Source organism: Clostridium sp. Marseille-Q5894 (genome assembly GCF_946902305.1).
GTDB lineage: Bacteria > Bacillota_I > Bacilli_A > Erysipelotrichales > Coprobacillaceae > Thomasclavelia.
On sequence record NZ_CAMPPT010000002.1, the window covers coordinates 609,564 to 629,654 of the forward strand.

Consider the following 20,091-nt stretch of genomic DNA (forward strand, 5'->3'; position numbering starts at 1 on the left):
TCTTAAATTGGTAAACTAGATTTAATTTACTGATATTTTTATGCTGACAAACATTATAAAATACCTGATAAATTTTTATATTTAATAGACAATAACTAGTGTGTTGTAATATTTATTCTAAATATTACAACAGCTTATAAGCTGTTGCGTTTTAAATTATTTAATTTATCCATAAATTCTTATCAATTTTCTAGTTAGAAACCACTATTATTCTATCTAATCTAATGATAAATTACAATAATTTATCAATCAATTATTTCATTTAAAACCCAATAAAATTAATACTATTTATATTTTTCAACCATTACTGGATTTTAATCATCTTATATCCTGATCATGTCTTAATTTATTAACTATTTTAAACAGATATATCATCATTTTCCTAAGCCATAAAAAACAGCACCAAAATCTTACATATAATTTATATCTATATGATGATATCTCAATATATTTATTATCACGATAAAAACCATCCATTACCCCTAATATTTGCTGTTCAGTAATTCCAAACTCTTTTTTCCATTGGTTATCACCACACATGACATATTCTTTATCTTTTATTTTTAAAACTCGATGTAAAATATACTTTCCATTATCTCTTTTATATAAAACAACATCATATTTTTTAGGAATCCTTCTTTTGATAACTACAGTATCTCGATCAGGTCTTATTAATGGCAGCATACTACTTCCAGATGGCATTGTAACTAAATATCCTTTTTTTAATAAGATATCTTCTAATTTTTCATTCATCATTCAAATAATCCCTTTTCCATTTTTACTAACTGCAAATAATATTAAATAAATGTTTTAATTTCGCGCTTATCATCTTTCATCTTATTATAAGCCATTAATGCTGCCTCTTTGGAAATATTACATTTCATCCGATAAATTGGTACTTTTTTTAAAACCTCCTCTAACATTATAAATAATTCTTCGAGCATAATCTGATTTCTTGGCAAAATTGTTTGTTGTAGGATCAGTGGTATTGCTTTTTTAGTCGTGATCAAATCAATTCTGTTTTCTATTCCTCTTTCAAGCATACAAATTGCCTGTAAAGGCACTCTTAAATTCAAATTTTCATCAGTTTTACCACTAAAAGGTGTCCCATAAGCAAAGCACTTACCCTCTTCAATCCTAATTGCCGGTTTATCATCATTAATAATAATCGCTTTATCACCAAAACATTCCTGCCATAATTTAGTATGTGTTGATTTACCAGTACCACTTGGAGCTGAAAATAAATAAGCTTTATTATCAACCACTATAGCTGAGGCATGCAGCATGAATCCCCCTAAATTAATTAATTTGCGATAAAACTCTGACCCTGCAAAAATATATTCGCATTGCTCTAACGTCAAATGAGGATTTTCTTGTTGTTTAACACGACAAAACGCTTCACTTATCGAAAGTTGTATATCTGATTTTTGTTCATCTACACGATATTCTTCCATTTGCTTTTTTAATAAAAAATAAATTGGTTCATATTCAACTATACAACCAGCTATTTTATAAAATCCCATCTTTATTAAATCCTCTTTTCATTATTTTTTACTATTTTGAAAACAAACACCTTAAAATATACAGAATAAGAGCTAATAGAATTAGCTCTTATACACTTATATATATTGATTATTTTACAACAAACTCTTTTTCAAGTTTATATGTCTCACCATCTTTATCAACGCTGATCATGATTTTATAAGTAGCACCAACTGTAAATTCAGCATTCATAATTTCAATATTTAATTTTTTTGGATTATCACAATCCATACTTGTACTCATCAATAATCCTGATGGCAAACTTCCTCCAGAGACTACTGCAAAAGTGATTCTACTATTCCATGAATATGTTTCATCAGGTATTTCTGTAAATACAACTTCCACATATGTTCCCCAATCAGCTTCGGCTTCAACAGATTCAATATCTATCGGTAATACAGGATTAGGATCTACTGGTGGAATATAATCAGGAATTTTGGCTACTGTATGCGAAGCATATCCTGCCTGATAGTTACCAGCTGCATCAACATATACCATAAATACATTTTTGTCAGTTCCATTATATGGAATCTCTATTTCGTTATATCCAGCATACATTACTTTACTTGTTGAAGCAACTGCACCACTTATAACGTCAGCTGCTTTTGGTGTATTATTTTCATTACTAACAGCACCGTTCCATGAATATGTACCAATATACAATGTTCCCGCTTCATCAGAATTAAAACTAAACTTAATTTTGTCTTCAGCAGTACGTTCTACTGTTTCTGATGTTATTCTTGGGGGATTAAAATGTACTACAAAGTTCTTTTTAGCCACAGTACCATCACTAAAAGTTATTTTAGCTGTGTATTGATTATCAAGATGACCATAGTTTTCTGGAATAACGATCGTATAAGTTAAACGATCTAGACTTGTTATTAAGGTTGCTTTATCAATTGTAATTGCTGAATTAGCAGGACAGATAAATGAGAAGTTTTGTAATGTCAATACTTCTTCTGGAGCCTTATTCAATTTAATTGTAATTGTATTCATTGGCTTTTCTTCAACAAATTCAATTTGATATTCTCTAGAAATATTTGGATCTTCTTGAATCGAACCACTAATATCTAAAGGTCCATGAACATCAGATGCTCTACCATCATATGATTCTAAAACATAATACATTTTATAACTGATACCCTTATTTAATCCATTAATTAATACTTTATTAAAACCTGTTTTAATTTCTTGTTTATATCCCTTTTTAACTAAATCAACACTAATATCACTTGATCTTGAAGTTTCCATTATTTGCGTATGTCCAGGAATATAAATATATACATATCCACCTTCATCAACATCAAATAAATCGAATTCTGCTCTAGTTTCTTCACTTCTTAAAACAGTTGCATTGGTTACTGTAGGACAATTTACTTTATAAGAAAATTCTTTTTGAATAATTCTTCCATCATCTAATTCGATAGAAAATGTATATGTGTCATCTCTAGCAAAAGTCGATGTTGAAATATCATATGTCTTATTATCCGCAGTTGTTACATCTAAAATCGTCATTATTGTTCCACCATGGCATAAAATTGCCATATCTTCTTTTGTCAACGATTCATTAGTAGCGTTAGATAAAGTAACGATCATTCGATTCATCCCTTTTACTTCTACAGCCTCAATACTATAATTAATCACTAATTCAATATTGTTGTTTCCATTGTCTTCAACTTTATCAACATTTCCACTACCAGTAATATTTGTACCTGTTCCATTAACAATAATATTTCCAACGTTATTATTTAATTCAATATTTGAACCACTAGCATTATTAGAAATACTAACATTACCTACTGTATTATTGATTACTGTATTTTCGACTTTGGTATTGATATTTATATTATTAACATGAGCCACACCAGATACAATAGCACTTCCATTAAGAATTACATTATCTACATTTTTATTTAATGTTAAAATACTTCCATTAGCACTTGCATTTACTGTTATATTCCCAACTGCAAGATTAATACTTAAATCTGCAAGATTAGATACTAATAAATTATCAATAGTTAAATCACCATTAACAGTCATATTACTAGCAGCCACTAAATTTGGTAGATTACTTCCTTCTTTTAAATTTAAAACTACCTTACCTGAAGAACGCACACTTCTAGCTTCCATAACTGTATCAATGCTATCGAAAAGAGTTTTTTCTGCATTGATCTCAACGTTAGCTTCACTTGAAACCTCTAGGTTTCTAATTCTAATATTATTAAAATTGATCTTTCCTGATTGTACAGAAGAATCAATGATAACATTTTTATAATTTCTGATACTACTTGTTCCATTTAAATCATAATTATCATTAACAATATCTGACTGTGTAATTGTCAAAGTATCGCGATAAAACCCTTTGTATTCATCGCAAACATCAATTATATTTTTTACGACCCAATCCTTTTCTTCACTACTTCTTTGTAAAGAACCAGCCATTTCTTGAGAAACTGTATAACTAGACTGCATCAAAGTCTGATTAGAATATGCAATATCATCACCAATTTTAATGTATGCTCTAGCTGCATATCTTGTATTAAAATTAGAATTTTTAAGTCCCGTCAAAACACCCGTAAAATACACTTTATTATTTTCTGTTTTAAAATTTTGACCAGCAACAATTTTCATAGGAGTATAAGTTGTACCATTTAATACATATTTACCATCAGCAGTTAACTCAGCTCCTCTATTGGCTTCTAAAACCGATCCTGGTAATATTATTGTCCCATATTCAACTGTTTTTCCAGCTGTCTTTAATTCATTTAAATAATCTTGATCAATAGATGAAATAACTCGTAGTCCTAATTTATCATCTATACGTATTTCCATTGAATCAATATTTAAATTTTCATCAACTTTAGCTGGTTCTACAGCAAATAATACTCCTAAATTTCCAAAAATCATCGTAAATATAAGAGTTAAGCTTATCCATAACTTTTTATTTTTTATATTCATTTCCTCTCTCCTTATTCTGTTAAATCCCATGGTATTTCAGCCTCATTATCACCAAAAGAATCTACATTTTTATCTTGAGCGTTTTGATCAATATCTTCATCACTATCTTTACTATTATTATCATCTGTGTTTTTAAAATCTTGTTGAGGAACAGGATTTCTTTCTACAGACTGTTTATTTTGAATTCCTTTATTACAAACTTGACCCAATATAAATATTCCAATAATAATTAAAATAGTAATAATGCCCATGAATATCTTTTTTTTCACTCTACCACCTTATTAATCAATAGATAATTAGACAATCTTTAAATTTGGATAGCTTTTAATCTGGTACTCCTTCCCAATCACCACCGATTTCTCCATCATTATCACCGATTCCACTCATTAAAATCATATCTTCAGCATTAAATTTAATAACATCAATTTCTGGTACTGCATAGTTTTCTTTCATAATATTCTCCATCCTTTATAATATTTAATAATAGGTAATAACTAACATGTTGTAATATTTAGAATAAATATTACAATAGCTTATAAGCTATTGTAATATTTAGAATAAATATTACAATAGCTTATAAGCTATTGGGGCTGTAACGAATGAATAGTTTTTGGCTATTCATTCGCTTTTTTTATGTCCCGTTTTTAATTTCTCCTCATTCATAACAAAAAAATATCCAAATATTTATTTACTTGGATACTTTCAGGTATTTTTGACGCACTTAAAAAGAACTAGCTTTCTTTTTTTTTAAAATTTCTAGCTTATTGATTTTTTTTCTTCGTATTCTTTGTTTTTTTGTTTATATCTGTGATATTTCCTCAGATTATGTCCTATTCCGACTAACAGTATCTCTTCTTTTACACCATTTTCTCCCCTCCGTCGTAATCTTCCATATCCCTGATTTGTTTTTATATCACCAAATGTTCCTTCTGTTTCACTGCTTCTCTTATTTATTAGTTTTTTTCCTTCTTCGCTTTCCAGATTCTCTCTGACCTCTTTTTGATATTCCTCTAACTGGTAGTTATGATTAATTGTTCGTCCTGATTTTGATTTTGTACATCTGCTTCTTAGTGGACACCCTTCACAGTTTTTATTTCTAAACAGAAAATTTAATTTCTCATAATCACTTCGTTCATCAATTGTGACTTTTTCTAATTCAAATTCATGTCCTGCCGGACATATGAATCCTCCTTCTTCTGTCCTTTTCATATGGTTTTTTTTAAATCTGTTTTTATCATTTGTTTTTTCTTTCTCTTTGTAATATCCACTATATTTCATATACAACTCGATATTATGTTCTTTACAGTATGCATAATTTTCATAACTTCCGTATCCTGCATCAGCCGGTGTTTTCTTAGGATAACATCCATATGCTTCATAATATTTTTCCATAAATGGTATATATGTATTTATATCATTACCGTCACTGCTGATATAAATATTTCTAATTATTCCATCGCTCACGCCTATTTGGATATTATATCCCGGTTTAAATACATTTGTATGATTATAATAATCATATTTCATATGCATAAAGGTTGCATCAGGATCTGTCTTGGAAAAACTGTTCCTTTCTCCCAGAATGTCCATATGAATTGTATATTCAAACATCTTCATCGCGTGTTCTTTTAATTCATCATATAATTTTTGAATATCACTTCTTCTTTTGCCCCTGCCATGTACAAAATCAATATCTTCATCTTTCATGTATTCTTCTATCCTATCACTGATATTCAATAAATAATCGATACTTGGCTCTTTTAGTAATGAATATCTTAGATTGATATTATTTTTCTTAAAATATCTATTGATTCTGTCAATACACTGATTAGTCTTTTTCCAGCGTTTAGTTCTGTTTCTGATCGTATTAGCACGCCAAACAAAAGTATTTTTATTAGCATTAGCTTCATATTTAGTCCCGTCGATACATAGGACATCAGTATTGATATTCATCTTTTTTACAATATACCTGTTGATTTCATAAAAAATATCATCGATAGACATCTTTAAATCATCATTGATGAATCTTTGGAAAGCCATATGGCTGGGACACTGATTCTTAGCGATAAACATATATCTAATATCAGTTTTACAAAGACGTTCAAGGCGTCTGGTAGAAGCATAGCCGTATTCAGCTTTAGCAAGCAGAACTAAAACGAACATCATAAAGGAATCATAACCATGTGTATTTCTGTGAGAGAAGTCGACATACTTATTTATATTTACCTCCCGAGCGACTTCTAAAACAGTTCTACAAATATCATCATGGGGAACATCTTTTTCAAAAGAAAAAGAAAAATCCAGTAGCAAATAAGATTGAAATGAGTTATAATTTGAAGTGTTAATATTAATATTTGACATGAAAATATTATACCAAAAAAACGCTCGCTTGAGCGCTTTTTTTGTTTTATGAAGCTGTAAAATAATTATTTACTCGTTACAGCCCCAATAGCTTATAAGCTATTGCGAATCAAAATATTTTTTCATTTCACTCCTTTCTATTATTTTTATCTTCAAATTCGGTTAAAACCTCTATTATTCTATCTAATCTAAATATAAATTACAACATTTATACATCAATTGTTTAACTTATATTTAAATATAGATTTTCTTAAACATCGTTATCCTCACTTAAAATAGTTTTAATACGATTATTTTTCTTATTCAACAAAAAAGCAGGATCAGAAACAATCCTGCTTCTAAAATAAGTTTATTACAAAACTTTTACAAATTAATTATTTTGTTCTTTTTTTCTTTTAACCATTACAAGAGCTGCTCCACATAATAATAAGAATAGAGCTGAAGCACCTAAATCGATATTATCACCTGTATTAACACCACCACTTGGTTTAGTATTTCCACTAGGTTCATTATTTTCGTTATCTTTATTATCATCACCAGGTTGTTGTGGATTAGATAATTTAACTAAACTATCGATTGCATCTTGTAAATCAGCTAATGCTTGATCAACCATTTCTTGAGTTGCTCCCTCATCAAGCATAACTGCTTTAGCAGCTTTTAATGCTGTTTCTAATTTATCAGCACTTTCTTTAGTATAGAAAGATAGATCGATTTGATCAGCTTTTTCAATTGCTTCATTTAATGCTGTCTTATCAATAACTACGATCTTAACTAAACCATTTTTAGCTGCTAATAAAGTTTGATATGCGCTATCTAGCTCTTCAAATGTTGATTCACTGTTTGCTAGTACTGCATTAGCTTCTTCTAAAGCAGCTGTTAGTGCTTGAACACTATCATCTGTATAAATTGTTAGATCTAGGTTAGTTATTTCATTAATTAAGTTAGTAAGTTGAGCTTTTATTTTGATAAGATTCATTACCTCTTCATCAAATAATCCAATAATATTATTTGATAATTGTTCTGCTGCTTTATCAGTTGCTTCTTGGCTAGCTGCAGTATCTTCTAATATCGCGATTGCAGAAGTTAAAGAAGCTTTAAGCTGTTCAATAGCTTCACTATCAAACTTACCTTCATTAACTGATTGAGAGATTTCAATAACAGCAGATAAAATATTTTTATCTAAAAGATCTATTTTCTTCAAATTTAAAACTGCTTCTTTAATCGTATCAGAATCATTAGTACTAATTGCATTACTTAAAACTGCAAGTGATTCAGATGTGTATGTACCTTCTAAACTTGTTACTAAATCATTTGCAAATTGTAAAAATACTTCATTTGCATAATCTGTTGTACCATTTTTATCATGTAATTGAATAAATTCAGTAATTAAAGCATTGATATGTCTACTAATAGTATTAGCAGATGCTCCAGGTCGTAAACTGCTTCTTGCTGGATCTACGTAGTTGATAAAGAAGTTTTCTAATTCTCTAGTTTCAATATTAGCTTGAACATCATCACTTGTTACTTTTTCAATTAATGTTTCCAATACTTCACTATTAGGTTGAACTACTCTTTCTAATCCACCTAATGCATTTACTATACTAATTAAAGTATTATTAACGTCTTCTTGACTAGCTTCTATATTGTCTAAGATATTTTGTGCTTCAGTGATTGCACTTGTTAAAGCAGCTTTTGATTCAGAACTATAAATTGATTTATCTAAAGCTTCAGCGATAAATACAGCATCTTCTAATAATTCAATATCAGCTGGCTGTTTTTCAAAACCAAAGGCACTACGTACATCAAATCCTGATGAAATAACAATAGCATTTTCAGGTTGTAAAGAAACCTCTGTATCTACTTTAGCCTTCATCTTAAATGTTGCAAGTAACATATCACCTTGTAAAGATTCAGATTTTCCAATATTACTAAATGCTACATATACTCCCTTATCATTTCTTAAAGTTCTTGAAGAGTTATGCATATCTTTAGTTTCATCACTTGCGACAACTGGATTTGTACCACTAAATTCATATAACTCAGGGTCGATTTCATAACGTAATCCAAACGCATTGATATCTTTTAAGTTATTACCATAAATCGATACTTCTACTTCTTCACCAGCTTTAACTGATTTTTTATCAGTTGTAAAAGTAATTTCACCACCAGCTTTTCTACCAGTAGATTCTAAATTAGCAATTTTTGATGTTACAAACATTAAATCATAAGCATCAATTTCATTGTTGTAGTTGATATCTCCAGTAACTGCCTGATTAAACACTGCCAAATCATCATCTTTTTTAACACCCATATAGTTTTCTAAGAATGTTAAATCTGGTTGACCTAAAGCACCATCTGTGCTTACATCTGCTTCAGAGAATCCTTCTGTTCCATCTACTTTATAAACTCTAAATTCATTAGCACTATTATGACGTAAGTCATGACTGACGATGCGTACATAACGAGCAATTTCACCATTTAAATCAACAAACTTATCAAAAGTACCACTTGGATCTCTTGGCCATGTGCTTGCTTCAACTGTTTTATAATTAATACCATCTCGACTTACTTGAATTTCATGATTTTTAATTTGGGCTGTACCGTCATTATAATATTCAAGTTGATCTAATTTGTAAGCTTTTTGTAAATCAATAGTATAAATCTTATCACCATTGTTTGCTACTGGATCATTCCAGTCAGTATACCACAATGTTGATAAATCTCCATCAACTGCCTGACTAGCATAGTAACCACCAATTTCTGAACTAGCAGTACCGATAACATCTCTGATTACATTTTTATAACGATCTTCAGTTGTAGAGAAACGTTGCCATTCTCCCCATTCACTTACTCCTTTACTGTTATACAAACGTAAACGATAAGTATGTTCTTCATTAGCATTTAATGACTCATGAACAAATGGTGCTGAAACATTATGATAAATCATTCCTTGACCATCGATACCATCGATTTCTAAGTCAAATTGTTGTCCTTCCATACTATCCCAATTTAAAGTGATAGAATTATCATCTGCTGTTGCTGTTAATACAGGTACTTCAGCATTAGATAAATCAGGATCAGCTTCATTAATAACATCTTCTTGAGTATTATTGAAACCTTCAACTGTTAATTTTACAGTATCTTTAGTAATATCGCGATTATCTTTAGCAATTTTTACTTGTACTTTTGGATTTGTAATAATTTCTACTGATTCAAAATCAGAACCTTCAGTAGCATAATGATTTAAATTAGGTCTTTCATTATAGAAATATACATTATCCGTTGCATTATCAAATTCTTCTTGAGTAGTTACCTTTCTTAAAGTTACTTCTTGATTATTGATAGTTGCTGATAATGAAGTTGGCTCTTTAAGAACATTAACAATAAATTGTGTTCCACGAGCTGTTTTCATTCCTGTAAATGAACCTTTAGTAGGATTAACTGTAATTGTAGCAGTTCCAGTTCCTGTTTTTGGAGCTTTAGAAGTAATTAATGTAGTTGCTCCTTTACCTTCTTTATATTCTTGTGTTTCACCATCATCATCATACATTGTAAAATCAGTATTTCCTGATGGATAGACTTCAAAAATACGATCTTCATCACCAGTTACTTCTAATTGTGAGTTGTTTTCTGGTGTTTTTGGTAAAATAGCACCATTTTTAACAAATAATGGTAATTTCCATAATGGTGCACTGAAATTATTAATTACTTTACCACCAGTATATTGTTCTCCTGTAAAGTAATCAATCCATACTTGATCTTCACCACCTGGAAGATAAATATTATTTCTTACTTCTGCAGAGTTATCAGCCTCTTTATATACTGGAGCTACTAATAAGTTTTCGCCCCACATATATTGATATTGTGTTTGATTTGTCCATGTATATGGATCATCTGGATATTCCAGCATCATTGCTCGAACCATTGGCACACCATCATCATGAGCTTCTTTAGCATATGTATAATAATATGGCATCAATCCAGTTTTCATTTTCAAATACATCCGGTTGATTGATGTATATGGTTCACCATGATACCAAGGATTCTTTTCAGCACCAGTTGTCCAACCATCCATATTGATCATAATTGGAGTAAATGCTTTCCATTGGAAATCACGAGTCGAAATTATATTGTTTGATCCATAAATTCCATCTAAATCAGACCCAACATTTGGATTACCACTCAATCCAGAACCAATATAAGTAGGAATGTGGAAACGAATATATTCCCAGTTACCACCAGTTTGATCTCCTGACCAAAGTCCAGCATAACGTTGAGTTCCTGCCCAACCATCTACTGTAAAAACAAAAGCACGATTGTCAGAGTTATTTTCAATTCCTTCAAAAGCTTGACGAACAGCATTTAGACCAAATGAATAACCTTCTCCAACCCAGGCAACATCGGTTTTGATCATTTGAGTTCCTGATTGTACTTCTTTATCTAATTTATCTAAATCTTGTTCTGTCCATAGACCTGTTTTAAAACCTCTTTTAGCAGCTTCACCTACAAAAGACTCTAAATTATCAAGTCCACCATATCCACAGCCATAACCATCATTTGGTAAAAACCACCCTACTGGCATGTCCATTTCATTGTATTTATCAGCACGATTAATCCCTTCATTTAATAAACTTTCCCCGTTTAAATTATAGCAATCCGCATTTCCCTGATAGAATGCATATTTAGGCATAAACATTGGATTACCAGTTAATTCTACAAAATCAGAAAGGATATCCTTTGAACTATCTTCTACAAAATAATAAGCATCGAAACGATCTTCTTCGTGTTCCATTGTAGCTGTAGCGCTAAAATCATATTCTCCAGGCTGGAAAGTATGTCTTAACACACCATAACCATTAGTTGAAAAATAGAAAGGATTTGGTGAAGCAACACCACCACTTACCCAAGTACTTTTATTAACGATTTCTATTTTTCTGTTTTTATGAGAGAAATAACCATTTTGCATTCCTCCACCAAAAAAGTATTCGTCTTCTTCTGTTTCTAAAGTCTGAATTGTTTTAGTGCCGTCATATTTTAACGATTCCTTTTCTTTCCAAACCGTCTCCCCGTTAGCTTTTTTCAATTCCATTTTAGCAAGATCTTTATCAATCAATAATTGAATCTTATCTGTAGAAATGATGATTTTATCATCTTCTTGACTTACAACCGGTTCAATTTCTTGATATTCATCTATATATTCCTGCTCATCTTTAGCAACGATCTTAGTAGTATGTGTAGGAGCCATTGGCTCTGGAGCATCTTTGAAATCACCTTCCGGTTCCATATTAAAACGGAATACCTCATCTTTCAAAAATGTAATTTTGGCTTGTTCACCACCACCAAATGATAGATATACATCATTTCCATCAGTTCTTTCATATCTAGCATTTGTTAACTGCCCACTTCTTGAAACTTGTTCTTGAGCATGAAAAACAGTTAAATTAGATGCTACCATACTAGTAGCTAACACCAAGCTTAACCCGATTTTCTTGATGTTTTTTAAACTATAAAACATTTTCCTTTCCCTCCTTGTCTTAATAGTTCATCAATTTGCAAATAATCTTAAAATATCTCCTCCTTACAGCATAACACTTATTCTATTTCATCTCCCTCTACAATAGAACAAGTGTAATATGCTAAAAAATGGTCTAAATTATCCCACCTGTTAAATTGTATCATTTTAAATACAATTTTTCTTTGTCCTTTTTTCATATTAATTTATACTTTTGATAAATTTTAAGAATAATCTATTATCACAATAAAAAAACAGTAAGTATATTTCTTACTGTTGATTCCTATAGTTATCGCATATTTTTTCCTAAATAATAAAAACTTGCATACTGTCCCTTTTTCTTTAATAATTCATCATGAGTTCCTTCTTCTACGATTCCCTCATGAGATAAAACACAGATCCTTTTAGCATTTTTAATCGTTGAAAGACGATGAGCAATTACTAAAGTAGTTCGATTCTTTGCCAAGGCTTCTAAAGATTCTTGAACAACATGCTCACTTTCATTATCTAAAGCACTCGTTGCTTCATCAAAAATCAGAATTGGTGGATTTTTCAAAAATACTCGAGCAATACTTAATCGCTGTTTTTGACCACCAGATAACTTAACGCCACGCTGTCCACAATCTGTATTATAACCATCAGGAAGTTCCATGATAAAATCATGAGCATTAGCCTTTTTAGCAGCCTCGATAACTTCTTCATCACTAGCTTCAAAGCAGCCATAACGAATATTATCTAATATTGTTCCGGCAAATAAATATACATCCTGCTGTACGATTCCGATGTTCTGGCGCAATGAATTTAATTTTATATCTTTAATATTTTGACCATCGATCAATATTTTTCCCTCACTGACCTCATAAAATCTTGGTAACAAAGAACAAATCGTAGTTTTACCAGCACCTGATGATCCAACTAAGGCAATATATTCCCCTGGATGGATTTTCAAATTTATATTTTTTAAAACATAATCACTCTTTTGATTGTATCTAAAAGCTACATTACAATATTCTATTGATCCTTTTACATTTTCTAGATTACTAGCATCCTTTTTATCTTTTATATCTGGTTCTATTTCTAAGACTTCCATAAATCTCTCAAAACCAGTGATCCCTTCTTGAAACTGTTCCGTAAAGTTAATGAATTTCTTAACAGGATCAATCAAATTGTTGATATACAACAAAAAAGCTACTAGATCCGCTACATTAATAATATCTTTAGAAATGAAAATCGAACCAAAGATTGCTGCTGCAACCGTAATCATACTTGTAAAAGCACCTAAGCCTGAATGAAATTTTCCCATATAAAAATAACTATTTCTTTTACTATTTACATAATTACTATTTTCATCATGAAATTTATTTATCTCATAGTCTTCATTTCCAAAGCTTTTTACAACTCTGATTCCTGATAAGTTATCCTCAATTCGGGCATTTATGTCACCTACTCTTTGCTTATTTATTTTAAATGCTTTTTTCATTTTTCGATTATAATAATAAATAAAACCACCCATTACAGGAATAAAAGCAAAAACGATCAAAGTTAATTGAAGATTAATATTCGCTAAAATGATAAAAGCACCAAAAAACTTAATAAGAGAAATGACAATATCTTCAGGTCCATGATGATATAATTCTGTCAAAGAAAATAAATCATTAGTTAAACGCGACATTAACTGCCCAGTCTTTTGTTCATCATAAAAACTAAAAGACAGCTTTTGATAATGCGTAAAAAGTTCATTTCTAAGATCACGTTCCATATAAACACCCATTACATGACCCTGATAAGCAACAAAATAATTACATAGATATTCTATGATAACTAATATGATCATAAATATTCCCAATTTATAAATGACGCTGATTTCAAAATTATGATCAACTAGAACTGTTCCTGTTAGGTAACGGATGATCATCGGAAAAACAAGAGTTATTCCAGCAGCAATCATGGCACAGAATAAATCCGCTAAAAACAATCGTAGATACGGGCGATAATATGATAAAAATTTTCTTCCTCTACTACCCATCTAATGCATCCCCTTTCATAGTTATCTATCATATCATAATTTGTCAAAGATTTTAAGTAAAATAGTTTTGTTAAGATTTTGTTAATTTATTTTACAAATAATTTACAGAATCTTAACATTTTATTATTATTGTCTTTAGGAGGATGATTTTATGACTTTAGCAGATATAAACTGGCCGCTGATATTAGCGGGACTGGGGCTATTTTTATTTGGAATTGAATATATGGGGGATGGATTAAAAGGCTATTCTGGTGATAAATTGAAAAATATTATCGACAAATATACTTCTAGTCCATTTAAAGGAATCTTGATTGGAGCTTTTGTAACTTGTTTAATTCAATCAAGTTCGGGAACTACTGCATTGGCGATCGGTTTGATTCGTTCAGGCTTAATGAGCCTTGAACAATCAATTGGAATAATTATGGGGGCCAATATTGGAACTGTTATAACTTCTGTATTTGTTGGTTTAAAAATATCTCAATATGCTGTTTATTTTATAATTATTGGAGCTTTTTTCTTGATGTTTTCAAAGAACAAAAAGACTAAATATATGGGACAAGTTATATTTGGCTTTGGCTGTTTATTTTATGGTCTAGAATTAATGGGCGATAATTTAGCTAATATTTCTAAAGTACCTGAATTTAGCCAAGTTGCCAACTATTTGTCACAAAATCCATGGTTAGGATTATTAGGTGGCACTCTTTTAACTACAGCTGTTCAATCATCGGCTGCAGTTATTGCAATTGCTCAACAAATGTATGGTTCAGGGGCAATCGGGCTATCGATTGCATTACCATTTCTATTTGGTAGTAACATCGGTACTACCATAACTGCGGTGTTAGCTTCATTTGGAGGAACTATTCCAGCTAAAAGAGCTGCTTTTTTCCACGTCTTATTTAATGTTGTTGGTTCAATTATATTTATGTTGATTTTAACACCTTTTACAATGCTGATCCAATGGTTAGCAAGTTCATTACATATTTTGCCAGAATTACAGTTATCACTAGCTCATGGTATTTTTAACATTGTAACAACAATATTCTTCTTTCCTTTGATTCCTTCAATCGTTAAACTAATCAAAAGAATTTTACCAAACAGTAAAAAAGAAATTAATATGGATCTAAGCGAGCTTGATCAAAACGTCGTCCATCTATTTCCAAGTCATGCTCTAGAAATTGCTAAAAATAAAATCGTTGAAATGGGACATATTACTATTGAAGCCGTCGAAGGAATTCGTGCTTATTTTGATACTAAAAACAGCACCGCTAAAGATGGTGTATATGAGATGGAAAATGCCATCAATACTTTAGATACTAAAATAACTGATTATTTAGTTTTAATTTCTCATGAAACATTAAATGATCATGATTCTAATGATTATTTAGCTAATATGAAAGCAATAAAAGATTTTGAAAGAATTGGTGATCTATGTATTAATATCGTCAAATATTATGAAGCTGTCTATGATGAAAAGGAAGATTTTTCATCAGAGGCAAGAAAAGATCTTGAAACGATGATGGATATGGTAATTGATATGCTGAATCGAGCTGTAGTGGCATTTAATAATCATAAATTAGAAGATATTGAATATGTAGATGAAAAAGAATCTGATCTTGATTATTTTAATAAAAAGGCTAAACAACGGCATATAAAACGTGTTAGTAATAAAATTGAAAAATCGACTTTAGTTAATTCTACCTATGTTGATATTTTAGCTAATTTAGAGCGTATGGGTGATCATTGTCAAAATATTGCTGAAGCTTATGTGCTTGAAGAAGCCGCTTATATAAGTGAAGAGCCAGAATCTGCTTTTTCTAAGTAAAACCATGTTTAACATGGTTTTACTTTATTATTTCACCAAAAAATGATACTCTATACTATAGAAAAGGAGTTATCTATGAAAATAAAATTAACAAATTATGATACAAGTGAATATAAACTATTGGAAACTAAGCTCAATGACTTATCTAAACAAGGTTATAATTGTGATAATGCTGATTTCTTTACCGTTTTTAAACATGATGGTGAACGTTTTTATTATAAAACAGATATTTTTATTCCTAATAAAAATAGTCATCAAAAAAACCGTGAACAGCGTGATAAGTGGCTATTAAATTATCTTGATCATGGTTATAAATTTATTGGTAAAACGCATAAAATATATGTTTTTAAAAATAAAAAAGATGTAAAGGTCAAAGAAACTGATAAAAAACTATTACTCAATTATTTTAAAAAGAATAAAACATTATATAATATTTTATTTGTCTTTATTAGCTTATTTTTATCTTTTTTATTGATTCCCAATGTTTTTATAAACAATGAACCAAATGAATTTATCACCAATGGTGCTATTTTGATCCATTATGCCCCACTAATGCTATGTATTTCATTGATAGTCCGCTCCATTAGCAATTATCTTCAAACGGAAAAAATTAAAAATAAACTTGTTAAATCGATTGCTTTAAAACCAGCTAAAATACAGCAGTATCGTTTTATTTTATCAAACTGGCTTTTTATTATTTCTATTTTGATGATTATTAGCGGTTTTTCACTAGATGTTATCGAAAGAAAAAACATTCCTATAACAGATAATATTTTAACTTTAAATGATTTAGGCTATTCTAGTGAACCTAGTGATACATATACTAAAAGTTCTAGTTTAATGATCAAAGAAGCATCTAGTTATTTTGAAAGTAATGATGATGAAATTTTAAAAATTAATTATTATTGTTTTTCTTCTAATGATAAAGCTAATAAATATTTAAATAATTATTTAAATGTTTATAATTATGAAAAGAAAAAGCAAATAGCTAATGGCTATTTACTTTCTAATGATTCTCTTTATAATAACATTATTTTTGTTCAAGATAAACAGTTGATTATTATTCAAACATCTTTTGATTTATTAGAAAATGATCTTTATCAAAAAATCCTTGATTTTAATTACTAGTCTCGTTTGATTAAACGAGACTATTTTTATAATTTAGTTAATAATTTGATTACTTCATCAATTTTTTTATCTGCATCATGTTCATTAATAGCATTTTTTACACAATGATTTAAATGATTTGATAAAACTTCGTTATTAGCATTTTTAATTAATGACTGTATCGCAAGTAACTGATTAGAAATATCAATACAATATCGATCATCTTCAATCATTTTAATAACGGCATCAATTTGTCCTCGCGCTGTTTTTAAACGCAACAATACTTTTTCATTAGACATTATTGATTTTCACTACCTTATATCCGGCTTTCTCCACCGCTGCTTTTAAAACAGAATCATCTAAAGTTGTTTCAACAATTGCATTATTAGCTTCCAAATCAACAACTGCATTTGTATCAGCTAAATTATTTAAAGCTTCTTCAACATGTTTTTTACACATTTGACACATCATACCTTCAATCTTAATTTCTTTTTTCATCTTTTTATTCTCCTTTTTATAATATGGTTTAAAACGTTTTAATCTAAGGGCATTACTTACAACACAAACAGATGAAAGTGACATACACAATGAACCAATCATCGCATCTAAACGTAATCCTAATAAATGATAGAAAACTCCAGCAGCAATAGGAATTCCAATTATATTATATATAAAAGCCCAAAATAGATTCTCTTTGATATTTAAAATTGTCTTTTTTGACAATTCGATTGAAGAAACAATATCACGCATATCATCCTTCATTAAAATAACATCAGCAGCATCAATAGCAATATCATTACCTTTACCAATAGCAACACCAACGTCACTGCGAACCAACGCTGGAGCATCATTTATTCCATCGCCTACCATCATAACACTATTACCCTGACTTTGTAACTTTTTAATTACATTTTCTTTATCCTGTGGTAATACTTCAGCAATAACTTCATCTAATCCTAATTGTTGATTAATAGCATTAGCTGATGTTTTTAAATCACCAGTAAGCATTACTGTTTTGATCTTCATCTCTTTTAAACGCTCAATTGCCTGTTTACTAGTTTGTTTTATTTCATCAAAAATACTCACTAAACCAATTAATTTATTTTCACTAGCTAGAAAAACTAATGTTTTACCTTGAGCTACAAAACTATCTATTTTATCTTGATAATCACTAAAATCAATCTTATTTTCTTTGATCATTCTAAGATTTCCGACTAAATAATCTTGATTTAAAACTGTTCCCTTGATCCCTAATCCACTTAATGATTCAAACTTATCAGTTTCAATCAATTCAATATTTAATTCCTCAGCTTTTTGAATAAAAGCATCAGCTAAAATATGACTAGAACCTTTTTCCAAAGATGCGATGATCTTAATTACTTCTTCATTAGCTAAACTATTGCTATAAACATCACTAACCTGCGCTTTTCCTTGGGTCAAAGTCCCAGTTTTATCAAAAACAACAACATCAATATTATTCTCATTTTCTAAGACACTAGCACTTTTGATCAAGATCCCATTTGTAGCCCCAACTCCGGTAGAAACCATAATTGCTACTGGAGTCGCTAAACCTAATGCACATGGACAAGAAATAACTAATACAGCAATAGCATTGGTAATTGCAAAATTCAATCCCATTCCCGCAATCAGCCAATAAATAAATGTTATGATTGCAATAATGATTACTGTAGGAACAAAATATTTTACTACTCTATCAATCATTCTTGTCATTGGTGCTTTGGAACTAGAGGCTTCTTCAACTAACTCGATTATTTTAGCTAAAGTACTATCTTCAACTGTTTTAGTTACCTCATATATAAAACTTCCCTGAAGATTATTTGTTCCTCCAATTACTAAACTAGCAACTTCTTTTTCAACCGGTAAACTTTCTCCCGTGATCATTGATTCATCAACTGAACTAAATCCTTGAATGATCTTTCCATCAACGGGAATCGTTTCATTAGCTTTGACTAAAACGTGATCATTGATTTTGAGCTCAGAAATCTTAACGATTTCCTCATTTCCATCATTTACTCGACACGCTACATCAGGTGCTAACTCTAATAATCGACTTATGGCATCTGTTGTTTTCTTTTTTGATTTTGCTTCTAAATATTTACCAAAACTGATTAAAGTAACGATCATTCCTGCTGATTCTAAATATATATTATGAACCAAATGCATTTCCATCATTGAACCAGTTAGACTCAAAACTAAAGAATATAAACTATATATAATTGCCGCACCTGAGCCTAAGGCAATCAATGAATCCATCGTTGGATCTAAATGAATCAAATTCTTAAAGCCGTTAATAAAATAATCTTTCTTCAAAATTAAAATCGGAATTAAAAAAATAGTCTGTAAAGCAAAATTAATATAACTATTTTCTCTAATAAAAGCAGGTATTGGATAATTAAACATCGATGACATCGAAACGTACATCAATAAAGCTAAAGCAATAAAACAATAAATAAGACGTTTTTTTAAATCACTTAAATCATCATTATCTACTAAACTCTCATCAAACAAACTCGCTTGATAGCCACCATCATTTACAGCCTTAATAATCAGGGTATCACTAACTTTACCTTCATCATAATCAACATTCATCGAATTAGTCAATAAATTTACTTCTACATTATTGACCCCTGGTAATTTACAAACACTATTATAAACGTGGTTTTCACAAGCAGAACATGTCATTCCTTTAACACTATATTTCTGTTTCATATTTCCCTCCTTACCCCTCCCTAGGGGGTACGA

Annotated in this window: 12 protein-coding genes; 2 read left to right on the forward strand and 10 right to left on the reverse strand. The window is 30.0% G+C overall.

The features are described from left to right. Positions 1–318: 318 nt before the first annotated feature. The 8 genes from OC535_RS05630 to OC535_RS05665 form a co-directional block, all read right to left on the reverse strand. Positions 319–756 carry a S24/S26 family peptidase gene (locus tag OC535_RS05630; RefSeq protein WP_498823361.1) on the reverse strand — a complete coding sequence of 146 codons (438 nt, stop codon included), beginning with the start codon at positions 754–756 and terminating at the stop codon, positions 319–321. A gap of 41 nt (positions 757–797) precedes the next feature. After that, the gene (locus tag OC535_RS05635) at positions 798–1,523 is read right to left on the reverse strand and encodes a hypothetical protein (protein WP_227052704.1); all 726 of its coding nucleotides are present in this window, start codon (positions 1,521–1,523) and stop codon (positions 798–800) included. A 109-nt stretch (positions 1,524–1,632) separates the two neighbouring features. Further along, on the reverse strand, positions 1,633–4,500 hold the full coding sequence (locus tag OC535_RS05640) for a hypothetical protein (protein ID WP_498823362.1): 2,868 nt from the start codon (positions 4,498–4,500) through the stop codon (positions 1,633–1,635). A gap of 11 nt (positions 4,501–4,511) precedes the next feature. Further along, positions 4,512–4,769: a hypothetical protein gene (locus OC535_RS05645; RefSeq protein ID WP_034595228.1), complete on the reverse strand. Its 258-nt coding sequence runs from the start codon at positions 4,767–4,769 to the stop codon at positions 4,512–4,514. Positions 4,770–4,824: 55 nt separating this feature from the next. Then, a complete protein-coding gene (locus OC535_RS05650; protein WP_498823363.1) occupies positions 4,825–4,953 on the reverse strand; it encodes a hypothetical protein in 129 nt (42 codons plus the stop codon). Between the two features lie 303 nt (positions 4,954–5,256). Continuing rightward, positions 5,257–6,861: an IS1182 family transposase gene (locus OC535_RS05655; protein ID WP_498823154.1), complete on the reverse strand. Its 1,605-nt coding sequence runs from the start codon at positions 6,859–6,861 to the stop codon at positions 5,257–5,259. 370 nt (positions 6,862–7,231) lie between these two features. Next, positions 7,232–12,376 (reverse strand): TIM-barrel domain-containing protein, encoded by a 5,145-nt coding sequence (locus tag OC535_RS05660; RefSeq protein ID WP_498823364.1) that lies wholly within the window; start codon positions 12,374–12,376, stop codon positions 7,232–7,234. Between the two features lie 286 nt (positions 12,377–12,662). After that, complete coding sequence (locus tag OC535_RS05665) at positions 12,663–14,399, reverse strand: ABC transporter ATP-binding protein (RefSeq protein WP_498823365.1); 1,737 nt, start codon at positions 14,397–14,399, stop codon at positions 12,663–12,665. A 151-nt stretch (positions 14,400–14,550) separates the two neighbouring features. Between OC535_RS05665 and OC535_RS05670 the strand changes: the two genes are divergently transcribed. Both OC535_RS05670 and OC535_RS05675 read left to right on the forward strand, forming a co-directional pair. Continuing rightward, positions 14,551–16,221, forward strand: a complete 1,671-nt coding sequence (locus tag OC535_RS05670; RefSeq protein ID WP_227053611.1) for a Na/Pi cotransporter family protein — start codon at positions 14,551–14,553, stop codon at positions 16,219–16,221. A 75-nt stretch (positions 16,222–16,296) separates the two neighbouring features. Continuing rightward, positions 16,297–17,349, forward strand: coding sequence for a DUF2812 domain-containing protein (locus OC535_RS05675; protein ID WP_227053612.1), 1,053 nt, complete (start codon positions 16,297–16,299; stop codon positions 17,347–17,349). 26 nt (positions 17,350–17,375) lie between these two features. Here OC535_RS05675 and OC535_RS05680 read toward each other — a convergent pair whose 3' ends face one another. Then, positions 17,376–17,627 (reverse strand): metal-sensing transcriptional repressor, encoded by a 252-nt coding sequence (locus OC535_RS05680; protein ID WP_027090540.1) that lies wholly within the window; start codon positions 17,625–17,627, stop codon positions 17,376–17,378. Continuing rightward, entirely contained in the window at positions 17,620–20,058 is a 2,439-nt protein-coding gene (locus OC535_RS05685) for a heavy metal translocating P-type ATPase (protein WP_498823366.1), read from the reverse strand. The genes OC535_RS05680 and OC535_RS05685 overlap by 8 nt, the downstream gene beginning before the upstream one ends. Positions 20,059–20,091: the final 33 nt, after the last annotated feature.